Source organism: Arthrobacter sp. NPDC097144, from assembly GCF_044762205.1.
Lineage (GTDB): Bacteria > Actinomycetota > Actinomycetes > Actinomycetales > Micrococcaceae > Arthrobacter_B.
In genome coordinates this window covers 218,022-240,517 of the sequence record NZ_JBIWDW010000006.1, presented here as the reverse complement: position 1 = coordinate 240,517, position 22,496 = coordinate 218,022, and the positions used below count along the sequence as shown (strand labels likewise).

Below are 22,496 nucleotides of genomic sequence, written 5' to 3'. Positions count from 1 at the left end.
AATATGCGCGAAGTCGAAGTTGTCGGCGTCCGGATCGAACTGCCCTCCAACCAGCCGCTTGTGCTGCTCAAGGAAACCAACGGCGAGCGGCACCTGCCCATCTGGATTGGCGCACCTGAGGCCAGCGCCATCGCCTTCGTCCAGCAGGGAATCGTTCCCCCGCGGCCAATGACCCATGACCTTTTGGCTTCGGTGGTCCTTGCCCTGGGCCGGACCGTGCAGGAGGTCCGGCTGGTGAGTGTCGAGGATACGGTCTTCTATGCGGAACTCGTGTTCGACAACGGCGTTACCGTGAGTTCCCGGGCTTCCGACGCCATTGCAGTAGCCCTGCGGGCTGCCTGCCCCATCTTCTGCGCCGACGCTGTGCTCGATGAAGCAGGCGTGCGGATCGCGGAGGCTGAGGACGGTGAAGACGATGAAGCGGACACGGAAAACGCCGAACAGGAAATGCGGCAGTTCCGCGAGTTCCTCGCCGATGTCGAACCCGAAGACTTCGAGCGCTGAGCCCGACACGCCTTCAGAAAAAGCGCCTGCATCTTTGACCTTGGACGTGGTCAGATCTAACGTCGAAGCATAGAGAGTTCCCACTCCACGGAGCTCCGCCATTCCTCTCCACGGGTTCTTCCCCTCAGAGGTCCCGCGGGGCACACTGAAGGTAGTCGTTCCCGACACCCAGGTCCCGTGCCCACCCCCCCGGGAACCGCTACAAGGAGGCACAAGTGAGTCCGAAAGGCGATGCCGGCGAGCATGTCCACGCCGCTGCGCCGGGTAAGGTTCCCGGAGCCCAGGGCTTGCTGTTCACTGAGGATCTGCCCGTTCTCGACGAGGACGCCGGCTACCGAGGTCCAACAGCCTGCAAAGCAGCGGGAATCACCTACCGCCAGCTGGACTACTGGGCACGGACCGGACTGGTGGAACCCGCCGTCCGCGGCGCCTCCGGTTCCGGAACCCAGCGTCTGTACGGCTTCCGCGACATCCTGGTGCTGAAGGTCGTCAAACGCCTTCTGGACACGGGCGTGTCGCTGCAGCAGATCCGCACCGCTGTTGAACACCTGCGGGAGCGCGGCGTGGAGGATCTCGCCCAGATCACACTCATGAGTGACGGTGCCAGCGTCTACGAATGCACGTCCGCAGATGAAGTCATTGACCTTGTTCAGGGCGGTCAGGGAGTGTTCGGCATCGCCGTCGGACGGGTGTGGCGGGAAGTTGAGGGGAGCCTGGCTCAGCTGCCCAGCGAACACGTCAGTGAGCACGGGTTTCCCGGTGATGAACTAAGCCAGCGGCGGAACGCGCGCAAGATCAGCTAGGCCCGCTCCGCTTTTACCTCCGCAAGGGCAGCCAACCGATATCATTGCCCGTTTGTGCTGCCCGGCCCCGGCCGCTGCCTGCTTGCACTGCCCGTTGTTCAGGGCATTCGCAGGACGAGAAGCAGTCGAGGCGAATCGGTTGGCCGATCAGCCGGCCCGGCGTACATGGTTGCTGCCGGTGTCCACGACATTCTTCAGCAGAGCATCAAACGTGCCTGCCGCCTGCCGGGCAGACTCGCCGGGCCAGTGATGCACCGAGTGGGCTGCTCCCTGAATCTGCTGCCAGTTGGCCTGATCCGCAACGATCGGGCTCAGGAGCAGGCTGCCGAACATCTGCTTCATTTCCGCCAGCCTGAACGTGTGCTCACCGGATGTCGAACGCACGCGGTTGGCAATAACCCCCGCCGTGGCAAGATTCGGGGCAAACTCTTTGCGGAACAGCTCCAGGGCTCGCATGGTCCGTTCGGTCCCGGCCACTGAGAACAGTGCAGGTTCAGCAACCAGCAGGACCTGGTTGCTTGCGGTCCAGGCCATGCGGGTGAGGCCGTTGAGGGACGGAGGGCAGTCGATGAGGACCAGCCCGTAGCCGCTGACCCCGGACAAGAGGGTGGCAAGGCGCCTCAGATCGCGCCGTCCGAGGTCCGGGCGGTCATAGATGCCCGAATAGGCCGATCCCATGGCAACGTCCAGAACAGGTCGGCGCCCGGGATTCGGATCCGCCGATCGCCGGTCATTGGCTACCCAGCCGCTGGGAACAACGTTGTCAGCCAGCCGGGTTCGGCGTGCCGCTTTGAGCATTTCGCCGATGCCGGGCTTGTTGGCAGCGCTCACGCCCAGACCGGTGGTGGCGTCTGCATGGGGATCCAGATCCACGACGAGGGTACGAATTCCTGCCGCCATTGCCGCCGAGGCCAGTCCGAGCGTCACCGAAGTCTTGCCCACCCCGCCCTTCAGGCTGCTGATGCTCACTACTTGCACTTCTTGAACCAAAACCTAACGTGTCTAGTGGATCACGAGCGGGGCCCCTGTGAGGCTGCCGTTTCATTCTATGTGACGTCCGGCCCCTGCTTCGGCATGCATTGGTTTTGCTCGACTGCGCGGAATAGGCACAATGATGGCAAGTGAGACAGGACTCCCAAGGTGCCTGCAACGAATATAGTCTGAACTAGAATCCGACGAGGGCGGCAAGATGCTGCTGCCCCCGCCCCGCAACGATGCAGGAGAGCAATGTTCTCGAAGATACTGGTAGCCAACCGCGGAGAAATCGCCATCCGTGCCTTCCGTGCCGCCTATGAGCTGGGTGCAAAAACGGTTGCAGTGTTCCCGCACGAGGACCGCAACTCCATTCACCGCCAGAAGGCTGACGAGGCGTATCTGATCGGCGAGGAAGGCCACCCTGTCCGCGCCTACCTGGACGTCGATGAGATCATCCGTGTCGCGAAGGAATCAGGCTGCGACGCGATCTACCCGGGTTACGGCTTCCTTTCGGAGAATCCGCAGCTGGCGCGGGCAGCCAAAGAAGCGGGTATCACCTTTGTGGGCCCCGCAGCGGACATCCTCGAACTGGCGGGCCACAAGGTGCATGCCATCAACGCTGCCAGGGAGGCCGGCATTCCGGTGCTGCGCTCCACCCAGCCGAGTTCGGACGCGGAGCAGCTGCTCCGCGAGGCAGAGGAGATTGGTTTCCCCATTTTCGTCAAGGCTGTAGCCGGCGGCGGCGGCCGCGGCATGCGCCGGGTAGACACGGCCAGGGAACTTCCCGAGGCACTAAACGCCGCCATGCGTGAAGCTGACACCGCCTTCGGTGATCCCACTGTCTTCCTGGAACAGGCAGTTCTCCGGCCCCGTCATATTGAGGTGCAGATCCTGGCTGACGGCCAGGGTAATGTCATCCACCTGTTTGAGCGTGACTGCTCGCTGCAGCGCCGCCACCAGAAGGTCATTGAAATTGCTCCGGCCCCCAATCTGGACGAGAGCATCCGGCAGGCCCTGTACCGGGACGCCGTCAAATTCGCCAAGGCCCTGAAGTACGAGAACGCCGGCACAGTGGAGTTCCTCGTGGACACCGTGGGGGAGCGCGCCGGACAGCACGTCTTTATTGAGATGAACCCGCGCATCCAGGTGGAGCACACGGTCACCGAGGAAATCACCGACGTGGACCTGGTGCAGTCGCAGCTACGCATCGCGGCCGGTGAAAGCCTCGATGACCTGGGCCTGAAGCAGGATGAGCTGCGGGTGCGCGGAGCCGCGCTGCAGTGCCGCATCACCACGGAAGACCCGTCCAACGGATTCCGTCCGGACGTCGGAAAGATCAGCGGCTACCGCTCCGCCGGCGGAGCCGGTGTGCGGCTCGACGGCGGTACGGTGTACGCCGGCGCCGACATCAGCCCGCACTTTGATTCCATGCTGGTTAAGCTGACCTGCCGCGGCCGCAACTACCCCGCTGCCGTCAACCGTGCCCGTCGTGCGCTGGCCGAATTCCGCATCCGCGGAGTCTCCACCAACATTTCCTTCCTCCAGGCTGTCCTGGACGATCCGGACTTTATTGCCGGGGACGTAGCGACCTCCTTCATCGAGGAGCGCCCCGAACTGCTCAACGCCCGTGGTTCCGCGGACCGCGGTTCACGGCTGCTGAACTGGCTGGCGGATACCACGGTGAACAAGCCGAACGGCGAGCTGCCCGTCCACATTGACCCGGCGGACAAACTGCCCTCGGACCTGCCCGAAGTCCGCCCAGGCTCCCGGCAGCGGCTGCAGGAACTGGGGCCGGTTGGTTTCGCTGCCGAGCTCCGCGCCCAGCAGGCGCTGGCCGTCACCGACACCACCTTCCGGGACGCACACCAGTCGCTGCTGGCAACCCGGGTCCGCACGCGTGACCTGCTGGTGGCTGCACCGGCCGTGGCGGCCCTGACCCCCGAACTGCTTTCGGTCGAGGCCTGGGGCGGAGCCACGTATGACGTCGCACTGCGGTTCCTTGGTGAAGATCCCTGGGAGCGGCTTGACTCGCTGCGCCGGGCGCTGCCCAACATCTGCATCCAGATGCTGCTGCGCGGGCGCAACACCGTGGGTTACACCCCGTACCCGGCGGAGGTAACCGAAGCCTTTGTGCAGGAGGCGACCGACGCCGGCGTCGACATCTTCCGTATCTTCGACGCGCTGAACGACGTCGAGCAGATGGAACCGGCCATCCGCGCCGTACGCGCCACCGGAACTGCAGTGGCCGAAGTCGCGCTGTGCTACACGGCTGACATGCTGAACCCGGAAGAAAAGCTCTACACGCTGGACTACTACCTGAACCTCGCCCAGCAGATGGTCGACGCCGGGGCCCACATCCTGGCGATCAAGGACATGGCCGGACTGCTGCGGCCCGCTGCCGCCGCCAAGTTGGTGGCCGCACTGCGGGAACGGTTCGACCTGCCCGTGCACCTGCACACGCATGACACCGCCGGCGGCCAGCTGGCCACGCTCCTCGCCGCAGCCAACGTTGGTGTGGACGTCGTCGACGTTGCCAGCGCCCCGCTGGCAGGCACCACCAGCCAGCCTTCGGCGTCGTCCCTTGTGGCCGCGCTGGCGCACACGGACCGCGACACCGGGCTCAGCCTGGAGGCCGTCAGCTCGCTTGAGCCGTACTGGGAGGCGGTGCGCCGTGTCTACGCACCGTTCGAATCCGGCCTGGCCGGACCCACCGGACGGGTCTACCAGCATGAGATCCCCGGCGGACAGCTCTCCAACCTCAGGCAGCAGGCCATTGCCCTGGGCCTGGGCGAGAAGTTCGAAGCCATTGAGGACATGTACACAGCGGCGGACCGAATCCTGGGCCGCCTGGTCAAGGTCACGCCGTCGTCCAAGGTGGTGGGAGATCTCGCCCTGGCGCTTGTGGGCACCAAGGTCTCACCGGCGGACTTCGAAGAGAATCCGCAGAACTACGACATCCCCGATTCCGTCATCGGCTTCCTCAGCGGCGAGCTCGGAAACCCGCCCGGCGGATGGCCCGAGCCTTTCCGGACCAAGGCCCTGCAGGGACGCACCGTGAAGGTGCGCGACGTCGAACTCACCGAGGTTGACCGGGACGGTCTGGCCGGAGACTCGTCCACACGCCGCGAAACCCTGAACCGCCTCCTGTTCCCCGGGCCGGCCAAGGAATTCGCCATGGTGCGCGAAACGTACGGCGACGTCTCGGTCCTTGACACGCGCGACTACCTCTACGGGCTGCAGCGCGGCTCCGAGCACGTGGTCGAACTGGAGAAGGGCGTGCGGCTGATTGCCACCCTTGAAGCAGTGAGCGAGCCCGATGAAAGAGGCATGCGCTCCGTCATGACCACCCTCAACGGCCAAATGCGGACCGTGCTGGTCCGCGACCGCAATGTGCAGTCCTCGGTCAAGGTTGCCGAGCAGGCGGATCCGGCGAACGCCGGACACGTGGCGGCTCCGTTCGCCGGTGCGGTGACCATTACGGTCAGGGACGGCGATTCGGTCACGGCCGGACAAACGGTGGCCACCATCGAGGCCATGAAGATGGAAGCCTCCATCACGGCGCCCGTTTCAGGTACCGTCTCCCGGCTGGCGATATCCACCGTTGAACAGGTACAGGGCGGGGATCTGCTCGTGGTGATCGACCCCCAGAAAGACTAGGCGCAGCCTGCGGGCCGGGTGCAGCCGCCCAGGCTGCAAATCCGGTCCCCCGCAAAGGCCCCGGAATCCGCACGTCGGATGCCGGGGCCTTTGCGCGGTCCTAGACTGGAAGGGTGACTCACTTTGATTTGGCCATCATTGGCTCGGGCTCCGGCAATTCACTCATCACTCCGGATTGGGACGGCAAGAAGGTTGCCATCATCGACGGCGGTGTTTTCGGGGGCACCTGCCTGAACGTGGGGTGCATCCCGACGAAGATGTTCGTCTATCCGGCGCAGCTGGCAGCGGCCGGATCGGACGCCACCCGCCTGGGCGTGGACGTGACCCTGGACAAAGTGCACTGGCGGGACATCCGCGACCGCATCTTCACCCGCATCGATTCCATCTCCCGGGGCGGGCGGAACTACCGCGCGGAGGAACTGGACAACGTCACCCTGTATGAAAACCGGGTGCGGTTTGTCAGCGAACATGCCCTGGAGACCGAGGACGGCCAGCGGATTACCGCGGACCAGATTGTTGTGGCCGCAGGTTCCCGCCCGGTGCTGCCCGACATCCCCGGCATGGACCTGCCGCAGGTACACACCTCGGACACCGTAATGCGCATCCCCGATCTGCCTGAACGCATCCTGGTTATCGGCGGCGGCTACATTGCGGCCGAATTCGGTTTTGTGTTCTCCGCCTTCGGCGCGAAAGTCACGATGGCCGCACGTTCCGGCACCCTGCTGCGCGCACTGGATGAGACCGTGGCGGAGCGTTACACCCGGGAAGCCTCCAAGAACTGGGACGTCCGGCTGAACACGCAGGTGAAGTCTCTCGCGGAAAACGCCGACGGTTCCGTTCGTGTCAGCCTGGACGGGCCGCAGGGGCCAAGCGAACTCGACGTGGACCTGGTGCTTGCTGCGACCGGCCGGGTGCCCAATACCGACCGCCTCGACGTCAGCGCCGCGGGTTTTGACCTGCATCCCGACGGACGGCTGGCCGTGGACAAGTTCCAGCGGGTGCTGAAGGACGGCAAGCCGGTGAGCGGTGTGTGGGGACTGGGAGATGTCAGCAGCGATTTCCAGCTCAAGCACGTGGCCAACCATGAGGCCCGCGTGGTGGCCCACAATTTGGTGCACCCGGAAGATCTTCGTGCCAGTGACCACCGGTACGTTCCCTCCGCTGTTTTCAGCAGCCCGCAGATTGCGTCGGTGGGGATGACGGAGGAAGAGGCCTGCGCGGACACGGAGGCGCGGGGCGTGGAATTGGCCCTGGCGGTTCAGGAATACGGATCCACCGCCTATGGGTGGGCCATGGAAGACAACACCGGTTTTGTGAAGCTGTTGGCCGAAAAGGAGAGCGGAAAGCTCCTGGGCGCCCACATCATGGGCCACGAGGCCTCCATGTTGATCCAGCCGCTGATCCAGGCCATGTCCTTTGGGCTGGACGCGCAGTCCATGGCGTCCGGCCAGTACTGGATCCACCCGGCACTGACCGAGGTTGTGGAGAACGCGCTGCTCTCGCTGAAGACCGGGGCTGGCAGCTAGCGGCGGACGCAGAAAGGCCGGCCCGGTAATCCCGGACCGGCCTTTTTGCAGCGGCAGGTGAAGCTAGACCTTCTGTCCGCTGTAGATGCTGTCCACCACGGCGGAGAAGTCCCGAAGGACCTGGGCGCGCTTGATCTTCATGGACGGCGTGAGATGGCCGCTGGCTTCCGTGAAGTCGGTGGGAACCACGCGGAACACCTTGATGGCTTCGGCCTTGGACACATGCTTGTTGGCACGGTCCACCAGGGCCTGGATCTCGCTCTGCAGCTGCTCCGTTTCGGCCGCCTCGGCCACTGTCATGCCGGCCGGCAGCTTATGGCGCTCCAGCCAGCCGGGAAGGGCTTCCTCATCCAGTGTCACCAGTGCCGAGATGAAGGGGCGCTGGTCGCCCACCACCACGCACTGGGAGACGATGGCGTCAGCGCGGATGCTGTCCTCCAGGACCGCCGGCACCACGTTCTTGCCGCTGGCCGTGACAATGATTTCCTTTTTCCGTCCGGTGATCTTCAGGAAGCCGTCCTCGTCCAGCTGTCCGATGTCGCCGGTCCGGAACCAGCCGTCGGTAAAGTTCTCAGCTGTCAGGTCCGGACGGTTGTAATAGCCCTTCATGACGCTGAAGCCTTTGGCGAGGATCTCGCCGTCGTCGGCAATCTTTACCGCATTGCCCGGCAGCGGAGTGCCCACGGAACCAATCCGAACCCGCTTCGGGGTGCTGCTGGTGATCGGAGCGGTGGTTTCCGTCAGCCCGTAGCCTTCAAGGACCAGGACACCCACGCCGCGGAAGAAATGACCCAGCCGGTCACCCAGGGGAGCACCGCCGGAAATTGCGTACTGCACGCGGCCGCCCATGGCATCCCGGATCTTGGCATAGAGCAGCTTGTCGAAGACCGCATGCTTGATTTTCAGCCCCAGCGGGATCTTTCCGGTTTCCTTGGCCCGGGACCAGGCAATGGCTGTGGCGGCGCCGGCGTGGAAGATCTTTCCCTTGCCGCCGTCCTCGGCCTTGAGCATGGAGCTGTTGTAGACCTTTTCGAAGACCCGGGGGACCACCAGGATGAAGGAGGGCTTGAAGCTCTGCAAATCCGGCAGGAGGTTCTTGACATCGGCGGTGTGCGCCACGGTGGCGCCCGATGCGATGCAGAGGATGGAAATGAAGCGCGCATACACATGGGCCAGCGGCAGGAACATGATGGTCTGGGCACCTTCGCGGCACACTTCGGGCTGCGCCGCCGCGGCGTTGCGGGACAGGTTCACGAAGTTGCCGTGCGTCAGTTCGCAGCCCTTGGGCCGGCCGGTGGTTCCTGAGGTGTAGATGATGGTGGCAAGGTCATCCAGCCCGGCTTTGGAACGGCGGGTTTCGAGTTCGTCGTCGGACACCGGGGATCCTGAGGTCCGAAGTTCATCAAGGCCGGAGGCATCCAGCTGCCAGACGCTGGTTACCGCTGCCAGGTCCTCGTCAGCTGCGGCTTGCCGGACCACGTTTTCGTGACGGGCGGATTCAACCACCACGGCCACTGCACCGGAGTCGCTGAGGATCCAGGCCACCTGCGACGGAGAGGACGTCTCGTAGATGGGGACCGACACGGCGCCGGCATACCACAGGGCAAAGTCAACGAGCGTCCACTCATACCGGGTGCGGGCCATCAGGCCCACCCGGTCGCCGGCCTGGATGCCGGCGGCAATAAAGCCCTTGGCCAGCCGCCGGACGTCTGCGAGGAACTCCGTGGCGGTGATGGGCTGCCAGATGCCGTTCGCGTCCCGGACCGAGAACAGTGCCGGATTGGAGGCTTTGCCTGCCTGTTCCAGCAACAGGTCTGTAGTGTTGCTTTGCAGTGGCGATTCCACCAGAGGCGGCACACTGTATTCACGCACGATAGCTCCTTTGATATCCGGCTGCCCCGCGGACGTTCGGCGCAGACATTACCCGACAGCCTATAACGTGGATCACATAAAATACTGACGGGTAGCTTCTCGAAGCAATAACGCTTTCGCGGCGGGGGCGGCCGGTGAATAGAATGGTTGGTTGATGCGTCCCGTAACCCCAGCGCCCGTTCCCCGTTCCTCTCCGATTCCTTGGCAGCGCCGCGCCATTGAGCCCTTCCCTGCGCGGCGCCCGATGCGGCTGCCCAACCGGATGCGGAGGCGCGGGCTGGCCATCGGGATCGACATTGGCGGCACCAAGGTTGCCGCCGGACTGATCGACGGCGACGGCAGGGTTCTCGCCGAGGCCCGGCGCTCCACCCCCGGGCAGGATCCGCGCGAAGTGGAATCCGTGATCGTGGACCTGGTGGACGAGCTTTCCGCCAACCACCATGTGTGGTCCGTGGGCATTGGCGCTGCCGGCTGGATGGACCTTGCCGGCAGCACGGTGCTTTTCAGCCCCCATTTGGCGTGGCGCAACGAGCCGCTGCGAGAAAACCTGGAACGGCTGCTGCGGCGGCGCGTCTACCTGGTCAATGATGCCGACGGCGCGGCCTGGGCTGAGTGGCGCTTCGGATCCGGCATGGGCCAGAGCCGGATGGTCTGCGTTACCCTGGGCACCGGAATCGGCGGAGCCATGGTTATGGATGGCCGGCTGGAGCGCGGCAGGTTTGGCGTGGCCGGTGAGTTCGGCCACCAGATCATCATGCCCGGCGGCCAGCGCTGCGAGTGCGGAAACCGCGGCTGCTGGGAGCAGTATGCGTCCGGCAATGCGCTGGGCCGGGAAGCCCGGGAGCTGGCCGCCGCCAACTCACCCGTGGCCCAGGAAATCCTGCGGGCCGTGGACGGAGACATCAGCGCGATCACCGGTGCGGTTGTGACCGGAATGGCGCTCGACGGCGATCAGGCCTGCATCGAGCTGCTGGAAGAAGTGGGCCAGTGGCTCGGCCTGGGGCTGGCCAACCTGGCCGCTGCCCTGGACCCCGGCATGTTCGTAGTGGGCGGCGGACTCAGTGCAGCCGGGGATCTGCTGCTCGAACCGGCACGGCGCTCCTTTGCCCGCAACCTGACCGGCAGGGGCTTCCGCCCGGCGGCCCGGCTTGAACTCGCGGAACTGGGTCCGGCGGCCGGAATGATCGGTGCCGCGGACCTGTCCCGCATAGCTGCCCGGCGCTGACGGGCAGCTAAACGGCGGCGCCGTCGTCGTCGTGGTGGGACGGGAGCCGGAAGAGCAGGTAGCCCGCCGACGCCACGAACACGGCAACCACTCCCGCAAAGACGGCCAGGGGGGCGCTGCGCCAAAACATGGCAAACAACAGCAGCAGGATCGGGCCGCCCACCGCTCCCAGCCAGGCAAGCAGCACCAGCGGTTCGCCCGTGCTGAAGGGAGGGGGATCCGGCGGCACGAACTCGCCTTCGGATTCCAGCTCCTGAGGTTCGTCATAGTCCCGGGGCCCGCGCGGCGGTGCCGCCCGAAACGGCTGGTTGTCGAAGATGGCGCGGGTCCGCTCCGCTGCAGAGCGGCCGGCCGGCGGAGGGGTGTCGGCAGGGCGCGGACCGGCAGCCTGCGCGTCGCCCGGGGGAATCGGTTCTGCCGGGTTGCCGGCAGGATCCGCTGTTGGGCCGGTGCCGGTGTCCGCCGCCCCGGCAGCCCCGGGCGCCGGCGGTGTGTCCCTGCCGCCATGGGTCTCATCGGCCGGCATATTCTGCAGGCGGGAGACGAGCTCCAGCCAGACCGCGTCGTCGGTGGACTCATTGCGTTCCGGTTCACGTTCTTTCATGCTGCAGCACCTGCGCTGATTCTTTGGATGAACTGGTGGGAACGGTCAAAAATCAAGGGAGCATCATGGTCCATAGTGGCCACATGGTAGCTGTTTTCCAAGGGCACTACCTCCAGCTCGCTGACCAGATGCCGGCGCAGGACATCCATGCTGGACTCCGGGACCACCGTGTCCACCGTGGACCGGAACACCATCACCGGCGCGCTGATGCGGGGCAGCGCTGCCGTGGTGTCCTTGAACAGCCTCATCAGCTGGTGGACGCCGCCCACCGGAGTCCGCAGGTAGGCGCCTTCGTCCCGGCCTTCGAGCTTGATGTTGTTGCCGATCGCCGGCACCGACCGCAGGACATACTTCAGCAGGCCGGAGTAGCGCGCCCTGGGATCATCGATGGTGAGACCGGGATTGACGACGGCGACGCCGGCCACCGGGCGGTGCGCGGCCAGGCGCAGGGCAAGGGTTCCGCCCATGGACAGTCCTGCCGCAACCACTCGGTCCGTCCGCGCGGCCAGCTCCGAATACGCCGCGTCGTACGCGTCATACCAGAGCTCCCAGGGGGTGCGGGCCAACTCCTGCCAGGTGGTGCCGTGTCCTGGCAGAAGGGGAAGGCTCACGGCATATCCCTGGTCTGACAGGTGCTGGGCCCATGCCGCGAGGCTTACGGGCGAGCCGGTGAATCCATGGCTCAGGAGAACTCCGGTTGCGGCGTTTGCACCGTGTCCGTCGCTGGAGAAGGCGGCTGCGCCCGGTGGGGAAGTCATATCTCTATAGTTGCATTGATAGGGGCCTTTTCCACCCCTGCAGGTCCCAAAGCCGCGCCGCTTCCGAGCGCCGAAATTCGGTGCGGGCAAGCGGGCGCATAGAGTAGTAGAAGGGGACACCAAACCGGGTCCCTGATTTGTTTTGTCCGGACGGGAGAGCTGGCTTACGTGTTCTATTGGGTGATGAAGACCATTTTCATCGGGCCGGTGGTCAATCTGCTCTTCCGGCCCTGGGTCAAAGGCATGAACAACGTGCCGGAAACTGGTCCGGCTGTTCTGGTGAGCAACCACTTGTCCTTTTCCGACTCGATCTTCCTGCCGCTGGCGGTGCCCCGTCCCGTAAGCTTCCTGGCCAAGTCCGAGTACTTCACCGGCAAAGGCCTCAAGGGCAAGCTCACCGCAGCTTTCTTCCGGCTCACCAACCAGCTGCCGATGGACCGTTCCGGCGGCGCAGCTTCGGCAAACTCCCTGAGCGCAGGCGTGGACGTGCTGGAAAACGGCGGACTCCTGGGCATTTATCCCGAGGGAACCCGCAGCCCCGACGGCCGGCTGTACCGGGGCAAGACCGGGGTGGCCAAGCTGGTGCTCAAGACCGGCGTCCCGGTAATTCCCGTTGCCATGATCGGAACGGACAAGGTTCAGCCGATCGGCCGCAGGATTCCCAATATCCGCCGGATCGGAATCATCGTTGGCGAGCCGCTGGACTTCTCCCGCTATGCCGGCATGGAGAATGACCGGTTTATCCAGCGTTCGGTGACCGATGAAATCATGTATGAGCTCATGCGCCTTTCCGGCCAGGAATACGTGGATGTGTACGCGAGCACGATGAAAGAAAAGCAGGCAGCCGCCCGCAAGGTGTCCAAGGGGGCGGAGGCCCGCAGCGCCGCGGTGCGCCTTTCGGATTCCGGGGCTGTGCCCGCCGCCGGTGACGATGCCGGACAGGCAACCCGGCCCGGCGGCCGCGCCCGGCCCGCCGAGCAGGCGTCGGGAAAAGACTCTGCTCCCGTGGAAGATCAGGCGGAGCCTTCCTCCACCAGCCGCAGATCACACCGCAAACCCGGAACCGTCACCACCATCGGGCGCCGGAAGGCGCCGCGGGCGGACACCGGCACGGCCGGCGTCGAACCCGAAGACACCGAGCCCCACAGCGCCTAGTTCCGGTGCGTTCGCGGCCTCAGTGAACCGGTGAGCCGACGGGTGTCCCGGCGGCCGCAGCAGCGCCGGCACGGCGGCCAAAGAAGGTCCCGTCGCCCAGGGATGTGCCGCTGATGTATCCCAGGCCGTGCAGTCCCGAAGCGGCCCGCCCGGCCGCATACAGCCCGGGTATCGGCGCGCCGGACACATGCAGAACCTCCCCGTCATTGCCGGTTTTCAGGCCGCCGAGGGTGAAGATTTTAGCCCCGCCCCGGGACGCCCCCAGATCGGGTGAGCTCATGCCGCGGCTGACGTCGATCGCCGCAAAAGGAGCCTCCAGCGTCCGCAGCCAGCGTTTGTCCTTATGAAAATAGGGGTCCTCGCCCCTTGCAGCATGCCGGTTGTATTCGGCGAGTGCAGCTCCGTACCCTGCTGTGTTGCGGTCAAGCCGCTCCACGTTACGTCTCACACCCGGCGGCTTCTGCCTCCGCGGGCTCCAGACAGTACCCTTAAAGGCGTGACATACACTCCAGTTGATATCGCACTAGATTCATCTTCCGCTGCACGGAAAGGCGCGGCGGATTATCCCGGCCTCGATGACTGGCGGGCGCTGCCGATCGCGCAGCAGCCCACGTGGCGGGAGCACCCGGGTTATCAGGCCGCTGTAGCCGAGCTGTCCGCTGTACCTCCGCTGGTATTTGCCGGTGAAGTGGACATCCTCCGCAGCCGGCTGGCCGCAGCTGCCCAGGGAAAGGCCTTCCTCCTGCAGGGCGGAGACTGCGCGGAAACCTTTGAGGACGCCACTGCGGACAAGATCAGTTCGCGTGTGAAGACCATCCTTCAGATGGCGGTTGTCCTCACCTACGGCGCATCCCTGCCCGTCATCAAGATGGGCCGCATGGCGGGACAGTTTGCCAAGCCGCGTTCCTCCAATGAGGAGACCCGGGAAGGACAGACCCTCCCGGCCTACCGCGGCGACATGGTGAACGGCTATGAGTTCACCCCCGAGTCACGGGAGCACAACCCGGCACGGATGGTCCGCGCCTACCACACGTCCGCATCCACCCTGAACCTGATCCGCGCCTTCACCCAGGGAGGTTTTGCGGACCTCCGGCTCGTGCATCACTGGAACAAGGGATTCACCTCCAACCCGGCCCACTCGCGTTATGAATCACTGGCCCGCGAAATCGACCGTGCCGTCCGTTTCATGGATGCCTGCGGAACCGACTTTGAGGCGCTGAAGCGGGTGGAGTTCTTCGCCAGCCATGAGGCACTGCTGCTGGATTACGAGCGGGCCCTGACCCGGATCGACTCCCGCACCGGGCTTCCGTATGACACGTCTGCACACTTCCTCTGGATCGGTGAACGGACCCGGGACCTGGATTCCGCACACGTGGAATTCCTCTCCAAGGTCCGCAACCCCATCGGCGTGAAGCTGGGCCCCACCACCAAGCCCGAAGACGCCCTGGCCCTGATCGACAAGCTGGATCCCAACCGAGAGCCGGGACGCCTTACTTTCATCACGCGGATGGGCGCGCAGAATATCCGCGAGAAGCTGCCGCCGCTGGTGGAGCGGGTCACCGCTTCCGGCGCCCAGGTTCTGTGGGTGACGGACCCGATGCACGGCAACACCGTCACCTCACCCAACGGTTACAAGACCCGGAACTTCGACGACGTCATGGATGAAGTCCGCGGCTTCTTTGAAGTCCATGACTCGCTGGGCACTTTCCCTGGCGGGCTGCACGTGGAAATGACCGGAGACGACGTCGCCGAGTGCTTGGGCGGAGCCGATCCGATTGACCAGGAAGCATTCCTGGAAGGGTACGAATCGGTTTGCGATCCGCGCCTGAACCACATGCAGTCCCTGGAAATGGCCTTCCTGGTGGCCGGAGCGCTTTCCCGCCGGGGGGAGTAAAGCCAGCCCCGGGACCGGCATCCTGACATACCGACAGATACAGCCAGCCAAGCACTGAAGGTGCACACCCTGCAGGGTGTGCACCTTCAGTGCTTTCCGGAGACGTTGCTTTCCGGGGGATGTTACTTCCCGGAGTGAGTCCGCAAACCGGGGCGCGGGTCCGCGGAACAGTCAGCTAGACAACGCGCAGCGTGATCAGGGATCCTTCCGGTGCCATGGAACCGCCGCTGGGATCCTGCGACTGGACGATGCCCAGCAGGCCGCCCAGCAGTTCATTGATCTGGACCCGGAAACCAAGGCGTTCCAGCTGCGCCTGTGCATCTTCGGGGGACTGGCGCACCACATTGGGGACAGCCACCATCACCGGTCCCTTGGACAGGGTCAGCGTCACTGTTGAGCCGCGGTCCACCAGTTGAGGGCCGGGAGCCTGGACGGCAACGGACCCGTCCGGGATGTCGCTGCTGTTGATTCGGTCCGGAAGTACCTTTGCGGTCAGCCCGGCCTCTTTGATGAGCCGCTCTGCCTCGTCCTTGGTCTTGCCGACAACTGACGGAACCTGCACCGGAGCCGGGCCGAGGCTGAGGACCAGATTCACAGGTGTGTCGCGCCGCAGCTGGGTATCCGCTGCCGGAAACTGGCTGATGATTTTTCCTGCGTCAACGCTCTCGCTGTATTCCTCGGTAACCGCTCCCACGGCAAGACCGGCATCCGTAATGTTCTTCCGGGCAGCCTCCGCCGTGCGGGAGACGACATTGGGGACCTCGAAGAGTTCGGGTCCTTTGCTGATGAGCAGGGTCACGGGCTTGTAGCGCCGGATTTCAGCCGGTGCATCGGGATCCGTTCCCACGGCGAGGCCCGCGGCAACAATTTCGTCGTGCACTTCGCTGGTGGAGTACTGCAGCCCTTCTCCGCTGAGCAGGGCACCGGCTGCCTCCTGGGAGACATTGGCGACGTCCGGAACGGAGACCACGGCGCCGGGGCCGCGGCCAAAGAACCATCCGGTGAACACGGCGGCGGCAATGAGCAAAACTGCCAGCACCACCAGGAGCGCACCGCGCCTGCGCGGCCGTCCGGGGCGCAGTGAAACTTCGGGGCGGTGTGCTTCTTTGCTGCTTTGCCGCTGGAATGCTTTGGCATCCCTGCGGTCCTGCCGCCGCTGGGCAATGGTTCCGGTCCGGGAGCCGGCCGAAGTGTCCTCGGCCGGATCAACGGCCTCATAGTCGTTCTCCTGCCCCGCTCCGGCAAGGCGCCCGGTAGCCGGGACTGCCCCGCCGGCGGGAAACACCGCAGTGGCGTTGTCAGTGCGGCGGATAACCTCGGTGGGGTAACCGGGACCGGGCACTGCGCCTGACGGTGAGATGACCTCGGTGGAACCGGCCGGCGGCCTCGGAAGGGCGACGGTCTCTGTCTCGGGCGATCCCGCGGCTTCCGCGGAAACTGACGGACGGCGCTCCGGCGGGAGAGGCTGTCCAACGGGGGCGGAAAAATGGTAGTCGAGTTCCTCATCGCTGAGGGACGTGCGGATGTGGCGGAGTTCGCCCAGGAGGGCCCTGCCGTCCACGGGGCGGTTGTCAGGATCCGCAGCCGTGCACCATTGGACCAGTTCGTCCAGATCGGCAGCCAGCCCCGGACAGGCCCGGGAAGGCGCCGGAACGGTGGAATGGACGTGTTGGAATGCAATCTGGATGGGAGCCGTGCCCGTGAAGGGCTGCTTGCCGGTAAGCATCTCGTAGAGCATGATCCCGGCCGAATACACGTCGCTGCGCTTGTCCCCTCCGCTGCCGGTCACCAGTTCAGGGGCGAGATAGGCAACGGTTCCCACCAGCGTGCCGGTGTTGGTGCTCGTGGAGACAGCGCGGGCCAAGCCAAAGTCAGCAATTTTGATGCTGCCGTTGTCCGCGAGCAGGACGTTTTCGGGTTTAACGTCACGGTGGACCAGCCCGGCGTCGTGTGCTGCCGCCAGGCCGTCCACAACGGCGTCGAGCAGGGCCAGGGCGAGCCGGGGGGACAATCTGGTCCGCGTCTCCAGCAGCTCGCGCAGGGTCTTGCCGGGCACGTATTCCATCACCAGATAGGCCAGGTTTTCCTCGAAACCCTGATCGAGGACGCCGACGACGTGCGGGTGCGAAAGGCGGGCGGCGGACTTGGCCTCCCGCTCAAAACGGTCCAGGAAACCCGGGTCGGCGGCCAGATGCGGATACAGCACCTTCAGCGCAACGTTGCGGTCCAGCCGCAGGTCGGTGGCCAGATAGACCGTGGACATTCCGCCGCGGGCAATACGGGAAAGCACCTGGTAGCGCTCATCCACTACGGTGCCAACTAAGGGGTCATTCACGGTTTCATGCACTCTACGATCCTACGTGTGCAAAAGGGCAGGGTCCGGATCGACACCCGATCCGGACCCTGCCCTGCTTGCGGCTGCTGCAGTTAGGAGAAGGACTGGCGGTGTGCCAGGACGGAGGCGACGTAGTTGCGGGTGTCAGGGAACATGCCGTGCGTGTCCACCGAGTACTGGCCCTGGTAGTAGGAAGCCACAGCATCTTCAAGGCTGCCGGTTGTCCTCATCAGCGAGCTGATGATGGCTACGCCCGCGGTGGCGTTGTCATACGGATCCAACAGGTTCAAGTCGCGGCCCACGAGGTCTGAAGCCCAGTCGCCGGAGCTGGGGATGACCTGCATGGCTCCGATGGCGTTGGCGGGGGACACCGCTCGCTGGTCGAAGCCTGATTCCTGGTAGGAGAACGCCAGAGCCAGGGCTGGATCAACACCCATTTCCGCCGCTGTCTGCGCGACAATCTGCTGCATTTCCGCACGGTCCGGAACGGCGGAATTGTTCAGTGACTGCTTATTGACGTTGGCGTCGGCAACCACTGCGTCCGGGTAGGTGTAGTGCAGGAACGTGCTGGGGACCAGATCTGCCGGGGCTGCTTCCGCGGGTGCGTAGGCAAGTGTCGTCACGGACGCGCCGCCGGAAAGAACAACCACGTCGCCCGGGTGCAGGACGGTGCTGCCGTTCATGCCGTTGGCGGACATGAGCTCGGCGAGGCCAATGTTGTGGCTGGCTGCGATCCCCGTCAGGGTGTCACCGGGCTTAACCGTATGGTTTGCTGCGGGAGCGGCGGAAACCGGTGCAGCTGAAGGAGCGGAACCGCCGGAAAGCGAGATCTGCTGGCCGGGGTGGATGACGGAGGTCATCGTCAGGCCGTTGGCGGCCAGGACGCTGTCCAAACTGACACCCTGAGCAGCGGCGATGCCGCCAAGCGTATCGCCGGCCACCACTGTGTAGCCGGAGGCAGCGGAAGCGGAAGCGGCAGGGGCTGCGGGCGCGGCGGAAGGGGAGCCGGTCAGGCGCAGCTCTTCACCGGCAAAGATCAACGAGGTCGCCTGGAGGTTGTTTGCGCTCAGGACTTCATCCTGGGACAGTCCGTAGCGGGCGGCAATGGAGCTGACGGTGTCTCCGGCCTCGATCCGGTGCGTTGCGGGCACGCTTGTTTCGGCGGTGACGGTGACCGGAATCTGAGCGGTCACCTGCGACGGGATAACAACTGTGGCTGCCTTCTGGGGAGCCTGTGCCGGCATTTGCACAAAAGCGGCTGTGCGGTTGCCCGCGGGAGCTGCATGCGCCGGGTCGGCGAGCGCGAGTGCCGACAGTAGGAAAGCGGGAATGGCAGCCGCTGTCACGGCAACACTCAGCTTCCGGGGCATTCCCCGCGGGATAAAACGCTGGGAAGTGCTTCCCTGAATCGCCTGTGCAGTCATAAAGGGCTATTTCCTCATCTGTGGACGGCGCGGCTTTACCGCAACTCCGGGACAATTGTTTAGTGGTGGTGCGAGTGTGACAGGAGTGACTCCGGTGACGTAAGCGAATTTACACTACGTAGGCGCCTATCAGTACCTGAGTAGATGACATTTACGGTTTCAGCACCGCAATGAACCCGAAACTGGCCCGGGAGCGGGTTCTCATGGGAACCTAGGGGAGTGACTGAACTTGAGGAACTAGTTTCCGACTGGCTGACCCTGCCCGATGTGGCTGAAAAACTTAACGTATCCATTACCAAGGTGCACAGCATGCTCGAAGAGCGTGCGCTGGTGGCCGTACGGCTTGGAGACCGGAAAATCCGCAGTATTCCCGCCGCGTTCATTGACGACGGCGCTGTCCTGGACAGCCTGAAGGGGACAATCTCCGTGCTGATCGACGCCGGCTATAACGACGTCGAAATGGTCCGTTGGCTCTTTACGGCTGACGATTCCCTGCCCGGGCGCCCTGTTGACGCCCTGCGCGAAGGCCGCAAGACGGAAATCCGCCGGCGGGCGCAGGCTTTGGGCTGGTAAACCGGAACACCGAAAATATGTAGAAGCATAAAGTGCATGAAAAAGCATAAAGCAGCGGTTCCCTTAATAAGGGAGCCGCTGCTTTGTTATTGCCCGGTGCCGAGTTTCTTTGCTGCTTTCGCCGGCAGTGGATCCGTCCCGCCCTGATCAGGCTTTGCGGTTAACCGCCGCGAGTGCGAGCGAGTGCAGTGCCGCACGGGTGACGGCGTTTACCGGCATTTGCTCCAGTGCGTCAAATGCTGCCCGGGTATGGCCCTCAATGAGGGTTTCAGTGGCCGCAAGGGCTCCCGAATCTTCGATCAGGGAACGCAGCGCGGTAACGCCGTCGTCGTCGAGGTCTTCACGGCCCAGGCTGTCCGCAATGACCTTTTGGGCGGAGGATCCGCCCAGGGCAAGGGCATAGGCGACCAAAACGGTGCGTTTTCCTTCCCGCAGGTCGTCACCGGCGGGTTTTCCGGTCTGCACGGGGTCGCCGAAGACACCCAGGACATCATCGCGGAGCTGGAATGCTTCCCCCAGCGGAAGCGCAAAGCGGGAGTACCAGTCCATGAGCTCATCGGATGCTCCTGCAAGGGCACCTCCCAGGGTCAGGGGGTGCTCCGTGGTGTATTTGGCGGACTTGTAGCGCAGGATGTTCCGGGCGCGGACGACGGCGCGCTCGGGTTCGTGAGTGGGGCCCACCACTTCCTCGAGGATGTCGAGGTACTGCCCGGCCATCACCTCGGTGCGCATGCGGTTGAAGATCCGCCGCGCCGGAGTGCCGTGAGCCGCTTGGGCGCCCACTGCAGCGAACATTTCCTCACTCAGCGACAAGCACAAATCGCCGGCAAGGATAGCTGCGGATGAACCGAAATGGGTTCCATCCAGGTGCCAGGCGGCCTCGCTGTGGGCTGTGCTGAACCGCCGGTGGACGCTGGGCCCGCCCCGGCGGGTGTCTGAGCGGTCGATGATGTCATCGTGGATCAGGGCAGCGCTTTGGAACAGTTCGAGTGCAGTTCCTGCCCGCACGGCAGCGGTCCCCAGCTCGGCCCCGCCTGCGCCCCGCCAGCCCCAATAGCTCAACAGGGCGCGCAGGCGCTTACCGCCGCGGGCGAGGGATGACACGGCGTCCAGGAGCGGGAGCGATTCCACTGACACATCCTGGAGAACGGCCTGCTGCTCACCCAGGAAGGCTTCGAGTTCCGCGCTGAGGTGCTCACGGTAGGAGGACTGTTCCTCGGCGGCAGCCGCCTCGGCGGCTGAGAGGGTATTTTCCACGGCCGGCCTACTTGGCTGACTCTGGCAGGGTGTTGATGCTGGCCGTGTAGGTGTTGCCGCCCTCGCGGGGAACGACTGTCACGTTTGCGGTGTCATCGGCACCGGAGCGCAGGAACTGCTGCACGGTGGCGGTCTTCTGGACCTCGGACTCACCCGCTGTGAACCCCTGCGCGGTGAACGTCTTGGCGTAATAGTCAAGGATCTCCTGCGCGGAGGCGGCCGTCGTCGCGCTCAGGGAAGCGGTGAACAGTGCGGGGGTTTCCTCGAAACTCGTGGTCAGCGGGGTTGACCCCGGCATCACCGGAATGAGGTCGGAGGGAAAGCCCTCGGCAATGGCGGAGGACGTGGACGTGGCAGAGGGGGAGGCGCTGCTGCCGGCGGACGACGGGCTGCCGGAGGCTGAAACGGAGGGGGAGGCTGAGCCGCTGGGTGACGGTGACGCTGAAGACGGTGACGCTGAAGACGGTGACACTGAAGACGGCGACGATGACGTGGATGCGGACGCTGAGGCGGTGCCGGCGGAATCCGAGTCCGGGGAGCATCCGGCGGCGACCACCAGCAGGGCGGCGGAGGCAAGGGCGATCAGGGGCTTATTCATGGGTATCCGCTTCGTGTGGGAGTCAGGATCTGGTCCCCAGTCTAGGGGAAGCCCGAATGTCAGTGCCGTTGTCTACCATGAAGGAGTGAGCAACGGCCCCAGCGAAAACCGCGACTGCACCATAATGCACGTGGATATGGATGCGTTTTACGTCTCCGTGGAATTGCTCAACCGGCCGGAACTGGCGGGCCGGCCCATCATTGTGGGCGGCCTGGGCGGCAGATCGGTGGTGCTGTCCGCCTCCTACGAAGCCAGGCGCTACGGGGTCCATTCGGCCATGCCCATGTCCGTGGCCTACCGGCAGTGTCCGCAGGCCGTCATCCTGGAACCGCACCAGGAAGATTACCGGGAGGTCTCCGGGCGGCTGATGGGGATCTTTGAATCCATTACCCCGCTGGTTGAGCCCCTCAGCGTGGACGAGGCTTTCCTTGATATTGGCGGTGCCATGCGGCTGCTTGGGCCGCCCCGCGCCATTGGTGAGCTGATCCGGCGGCGGGTGGCCGCGGAGCTGGGCATCACCGCCAGCGTGGGCATCGCCGCCACCAAGTTCGTGGCAAAGATTGCCTCCACCCGGTCCAAGCCGGACGGGCTGCTGCTGATTCCGCGCGGCGAGACGGTTCCCTTCCTGCACACCCTGGATGTTTCGGCCCTTTGGGGCGTGGGCGCCAAAACACGGGAAACCCTGGGACGGGTGGGCATTTCCACTGTCGAGGACGTTGCCCGCACTCCGGTGAGCGTCCTCAAGCGGCTGCTCGGCTCAACCGGGGAACACGTATACGAACTGGCGTGGGGACGGGATCCCCGAAGCGTTACTCCGGTTCGGACAGAAAAGAGCATCGGTGCGGAGGAGACCTTTGCGCAGGATGTCTCCGAGGATGAAGTCCTGCACACCGAACTGCTTCGGCTGGCCCATCGGACGGCCGTCCGGCTGAGGGCGGCGGGCATGCAGTGCCGGGCGGTCTCCCTGAAGCTGCGCTTTGCGGACTTTTCCACGATTACCCGGACCCGGACCCTCCGGGAGCCGGTGGACAGCGCCCAGCTGATCTACGAGGAAGTGCGCGGACTGCTGACGGCTCTCGGCCCGCGGCGGATGAGCGTGCGCCTGATCGGCCTGCGGACCGAACGGCTCGAACCGGCGGGGAATGCGGCGGTCCAGCTGACGCTGGACGGGCGGGACGACAACTGGCGGTCGGCAGAAGACGCGCTGGATAAGATCAATGCCCGCTTCGGCGAGCTCGGAGTGGTGCCGGCCCGGCTCCTGGGCCCCTCCGGGCGGGCCCGCCCCGGCCGCAATCCGGGGCAGGGTTCTGCTCCGCCCCCGCCGCAGAACTAAGCC

The 22,496-nt window shown here is 64.8% G+C and carries 18 protein-coding genes; 9 read left to right on the top strand and 9 right to left on the bottom strand.

What is annotated here, in order from left to right; genetic code table 11:
* The first annotated feature begins 3 nt into the window (after positions 1 to 3).
* A complete protein-coding gene (locus ACIQXM_RS15115) occupies positions 4 to 504 on the top strand; it encodes a bifunctional nuclease family protein (protein ID WP_400932919.1) in 501 nt (166 codons plus the stop codon).
* Positions 505 to 719: 215 nt separating this feature from the next.
* Positions 720 to 1,307: a MerR family transcriptional regulator gene (locus tag ACIQXM_RS15110; protein WP_400932917.1), complete on the top strand. Its 588-nt coding sequence runs from the start codon at positions 720 to 722 to the stop codon at positions 1,305 to 1,307.
* A gap of 147 nt (positions 1,308 to 1,454) precedes the next feature.
* Here ACIQXM_RS15110 and ACIQXM_RS15105 read toward each other — a convergent pair whose 3' ends face one another.
* Positions 1,455 to 2,285: a ParA family protein gene (locus ACIQXM_RS15105; protein ID WP_400932915.1), complete on the bottom strand. Its 831-nt coding sequence runs from the start codon at positions 2,283 to 2,285 to the stop codon at positions 1,455 to 1,457.
* A gap of 249 nt (positions 2,286 to 2,534) precedes the next feature.
* Here ACIQXM_RS15105 and ACIQXM_RS15100 point away from each other — a divergent pair, with 249 nt between their 5' ends.
* Both ACIQXM_RS15100 and ACIQXM_RS15095 read left to right on the top strand, forming a co-directional pair.
* Entirely contained in the window at positions 2,535 to 5,939 is a 3,405-nt protein-coding gene (locus ACIQXM_RS15100) for a pyruvate carboxylase (RefSeq protein WP_400932913.1), read from the top strand.
* 113 nt (positions 5,940 to 6,052) lie between these two features.
* Positions 6,053 to 7,465: a mycothione reductase gene (locus tag ACIQXM_RS15095; RefSeq protein ID WP_400932911.1), complete on the top strand. Its 1,413-nt coding sequence runs from the start codon at positions 6,053 to 6,055 to the stop codon at positions 7,463 to 7,465.
* A 63-nt stretch (positions 7,466 to 7,528) separates the two neighbouring features.
* Here the strand turns inward: ACIQXM_RS15095 and ACIQXM_RS15090 are convergent, their stop codons facing one another.
* Positions 7,529 to 9,337 (bottom strand): AMP-dependent synthetase/ligase, encoded by a 1,809-nt coding sequence (locus tag ACIQXM_RS15090; RefSeq protein WP_400932910.1) that lies wholly within the window; start codon positions 9,335 to 9,337, stop codon positions 7,529 to 7,531.
* A gap of 244 nt (positions 9,338 to 9,581) precedes the next feature.
* Here ACIQXM_RS15090 and ACIQXM_RS15085 point away from each other — a divergent pair, with 244 nt between their 5' ends.
* Positions 9,582 to 10,562, top strand: a complete 981-nt coding sequence (locus ACIQXM_RS15085; RefSeq protein ID WP_400932994.1) for an ROK family glucokinase — start codon at positions 9,582 to 9,584, stop codon at positions 10,560 to 10,562.
* Positions 10,563 to 10,569: 7 nt separating this feature from the next.
* On the opposite strand, the gene ACIQXM_RS15080 is transcribed toward ACIQXM_RS15085, so the two are convergent.
* Both ACIQXM_RS15080 and ACIQXM_RS15075 read right to left on the bottom strand, forming a co-directional pair.
* Complete coding sequence (locus ACIQXM_RS15080) at positions 10,570 to 11,166, bottom strand: hypothetical protein (protein ID WP_400932908.1); 597 nt, start codon at positions 11,164 to 11,166, stop codon at positions 10,570 to 10,572.
* Entirely contained in the window at positions 11,163 to 11,924 is a 762-nt protein-coding gene (locus tag ACIQXM_RS15075; protein WP_400932906.1) for an alpha/beta hydrolase, read from the bottom strand. The genes ACIQXM_RS15080 and ACIQXM_RS15075 overlap by 4 nt, the downstream gene beginning before the upstream one ends.
* A 168-nt stretch (positions 11,925 to 12,092) precedes the next feature.
* Here ACIQXM_RS15075 and ACIQXM_RS15070 point away from each other — a divergent pair, with 168 nt between their 5' ends.
* Positions 12,093 to 13,079, top strand: a complete 987-nt coding sequence (locus tag ACIQXM_RS15070; protein ID WP_400932904.1) for a lysophospholipid acyltransferase family protein — start codon at positions 12,093 to 12,095, stop codon at positions 13,077 to 13,079.
* 19 nt (positions 13,080 to 13,098) lie between these two features.
* Here ACIQXM_RS15070 and ACIQXM_RS15065 read toward each other — a convergent pair whose 3' ends face one another.
* The gene (locus ACIQXM_RS15065) at positions 13,099 to 13,527 is read right to left on the bottom strand and encodes an FAD-binding protein (protein ID WP_400932903.1); all 429 of its coding nucleotides are present in this window, start codon (positions 13,525 to 13,527) and stop codon (positions 13,099 to 13,101) included.
* Positions 13,528 to 13,575: 48 nt separating this feature from the next.
* Here ACIQXM_RS15065 and ACIQXM_RS15060 point away from each other — a divergent pair, with 48 nt between their 5' ends.
* Positions 13,576 to 14,973: a class II 3-deoxy-7-phosphoheptulonate synthase gene (locus ACIQXM_RS15060; RefSeq protein ID WP_400932901.1), complete on the top strand. Its 1,398-nt coding sequence runs from the start codon at positions 13,576 to 13,578 to the stop codon at positions 14,971 to 14,973.
* A 175-nt stretch (positions 14,974 to 15,148) separates the two neighbouring features.
* Here ACIQXM_RS15060 and ACIQXM_RS15055 read toward each other — a convergent pair whose 3' ends face one another.
* Both ACIQXM_RS15055 and ACIQXM_RS15050 read right to left on the bottom strand, forming a co-directional pair.
* Positions 15,149 to 17,320 (bottom strand): PASTA domain-containing protein, encoded by a 2,172-nt coding sequence (locus ACIQXM_RS15055; RefSeq protein WP_400932899.1) that lies wholly within the window; start codon positions 17,318 to 17,320, stop codon positions 15,149 to 15,151.
* Between the two features lie 80 nt (positions 17,321 to 17,400).
* Complete coding sequence (locus ACIQXM_RS15050) at positions 17,401 to 18,732, bottom strand: LysM peptidoglycan-binding domain-containing protein (RefSeq protein WP_400932897.1); 1,332 nt, start codon at positions 18,730 to 18,732, stop codon at positions 17,401 to 17,403.
* 219 nt (positions 18,733 to 18,951) lie between these two features.
* Here ACIQXM_RS15050 and ACIQXM_RS15045 point away from each other — a divergent pair, with 219 nt between their 5' ends.
* Positions 18,952 to 19,305 carry an Rv2175c family DNA-binding protein gene (locus tag ACIQXM_RS15045; RefSeq protein ID WP_104054705.1) on the top strand — a complete coding sequence of 118 codons (354 nt, stop codon included), beginning with the start codon at positions 18,952 to 18,954 and terminating at the stop codon, positions 19,303 to 19,305.
* 147 nt (positions 19,306 to 19,452) lie between these two features.
* Here the strand turns inward: ACIQXM_RS15045 and ACIQXM_RS15040 are convergent, their stop codons facing one another.
* Positions 19,453 to 20,562, bottom strand: coding sequence for a polyprenyl synthetase family protein (locus ACIQXM_RS15040; RefSeq protein ID WP_400932895.1), 1,110 nt, complete (start codon positions 20,560 to 20,562; stop codon positions 19,453 to 19,455).
* Between the two features lie 7 nt (positions 20,563 to 20,569).
* Positions 20,570 to 21,160, bottom strand: coding sequence for a hypothetical protein (locus tag ACIQXM_RS15035; RefSeq protein ID WP_400932893.1), 591 nt, complete (start codon positions 21,158 to 21,160; stop codon positions 20,570 to 20,572).
* Positions 21,161 to 21,245: 85 nt separating this feature from the next.
* Here ACIQXM_RS15035 and dinB point away from each other — a divergent pair, with 85 nt between their 5' ends.
* Entirely contained in the window at positions 21,246 to 22,493 is a 1,248-nt protein-coding gene (gene dinB, locus ACIQXM_RS15030; RefSeq protein WP_400932891.1) for a DNA polymerase IV, read from the top strand.
* Positions 22,494 to 22,496: the final 3 nt, after the last annotated feature.

Coding starts and splice junctions, on each gene's coding strand:
- ACIQXM_RS15050 (WP_400932897.1), bottom strand. CDS start 18,732: ATGACTGCACAGGCGATTCAGGGAAGCACTTCCCAGCGTTTTATCCCG.
- ACIQXM_RS15085 (WP_400932994.1), top strand. CDS start 9,582: ATGCGGCTGCCCAACCGGATGCGGAGGCGCGGGCTGGCCATCGGGATC.
- ACIQXM_RS15100 (WP_400932913.1), top strand. CDS start 2,535: ATGTTCTCGAAGATACTGGTAGCCAACCGCGGAGAAATCGCCATCCGT.
- ACIQXM_RS15115 (WP_400932919.1), top strand. CDS start 4: ATGCGCGAAGTCGAAGTTGTCGGCGTCCGGATCGAACTGCCCTCCAAC.
- ACIQXM_RS15035 (WP_400932893.1), bottom strand. CDS start 21,160: ATGAATAAGCCCCTGATCGCCCTTGCCTCCGCCGCCCTGCTGGTGGTC.
- ACIQXM_RS15075 (WP_400932906.1), bottom strand. CDS start 11,924: ATGACTTCCCCACCGGGCGCAGCCGCCTTCTCCAGCGACGGACACGGT.
- ACIQXM_RS15080 (WP_400932908.1), bottom strand. CDS start 11,166: ATGAAAGAACGTGAACCGGAACGCAATGAGTCCACCGACGACGCGGTC.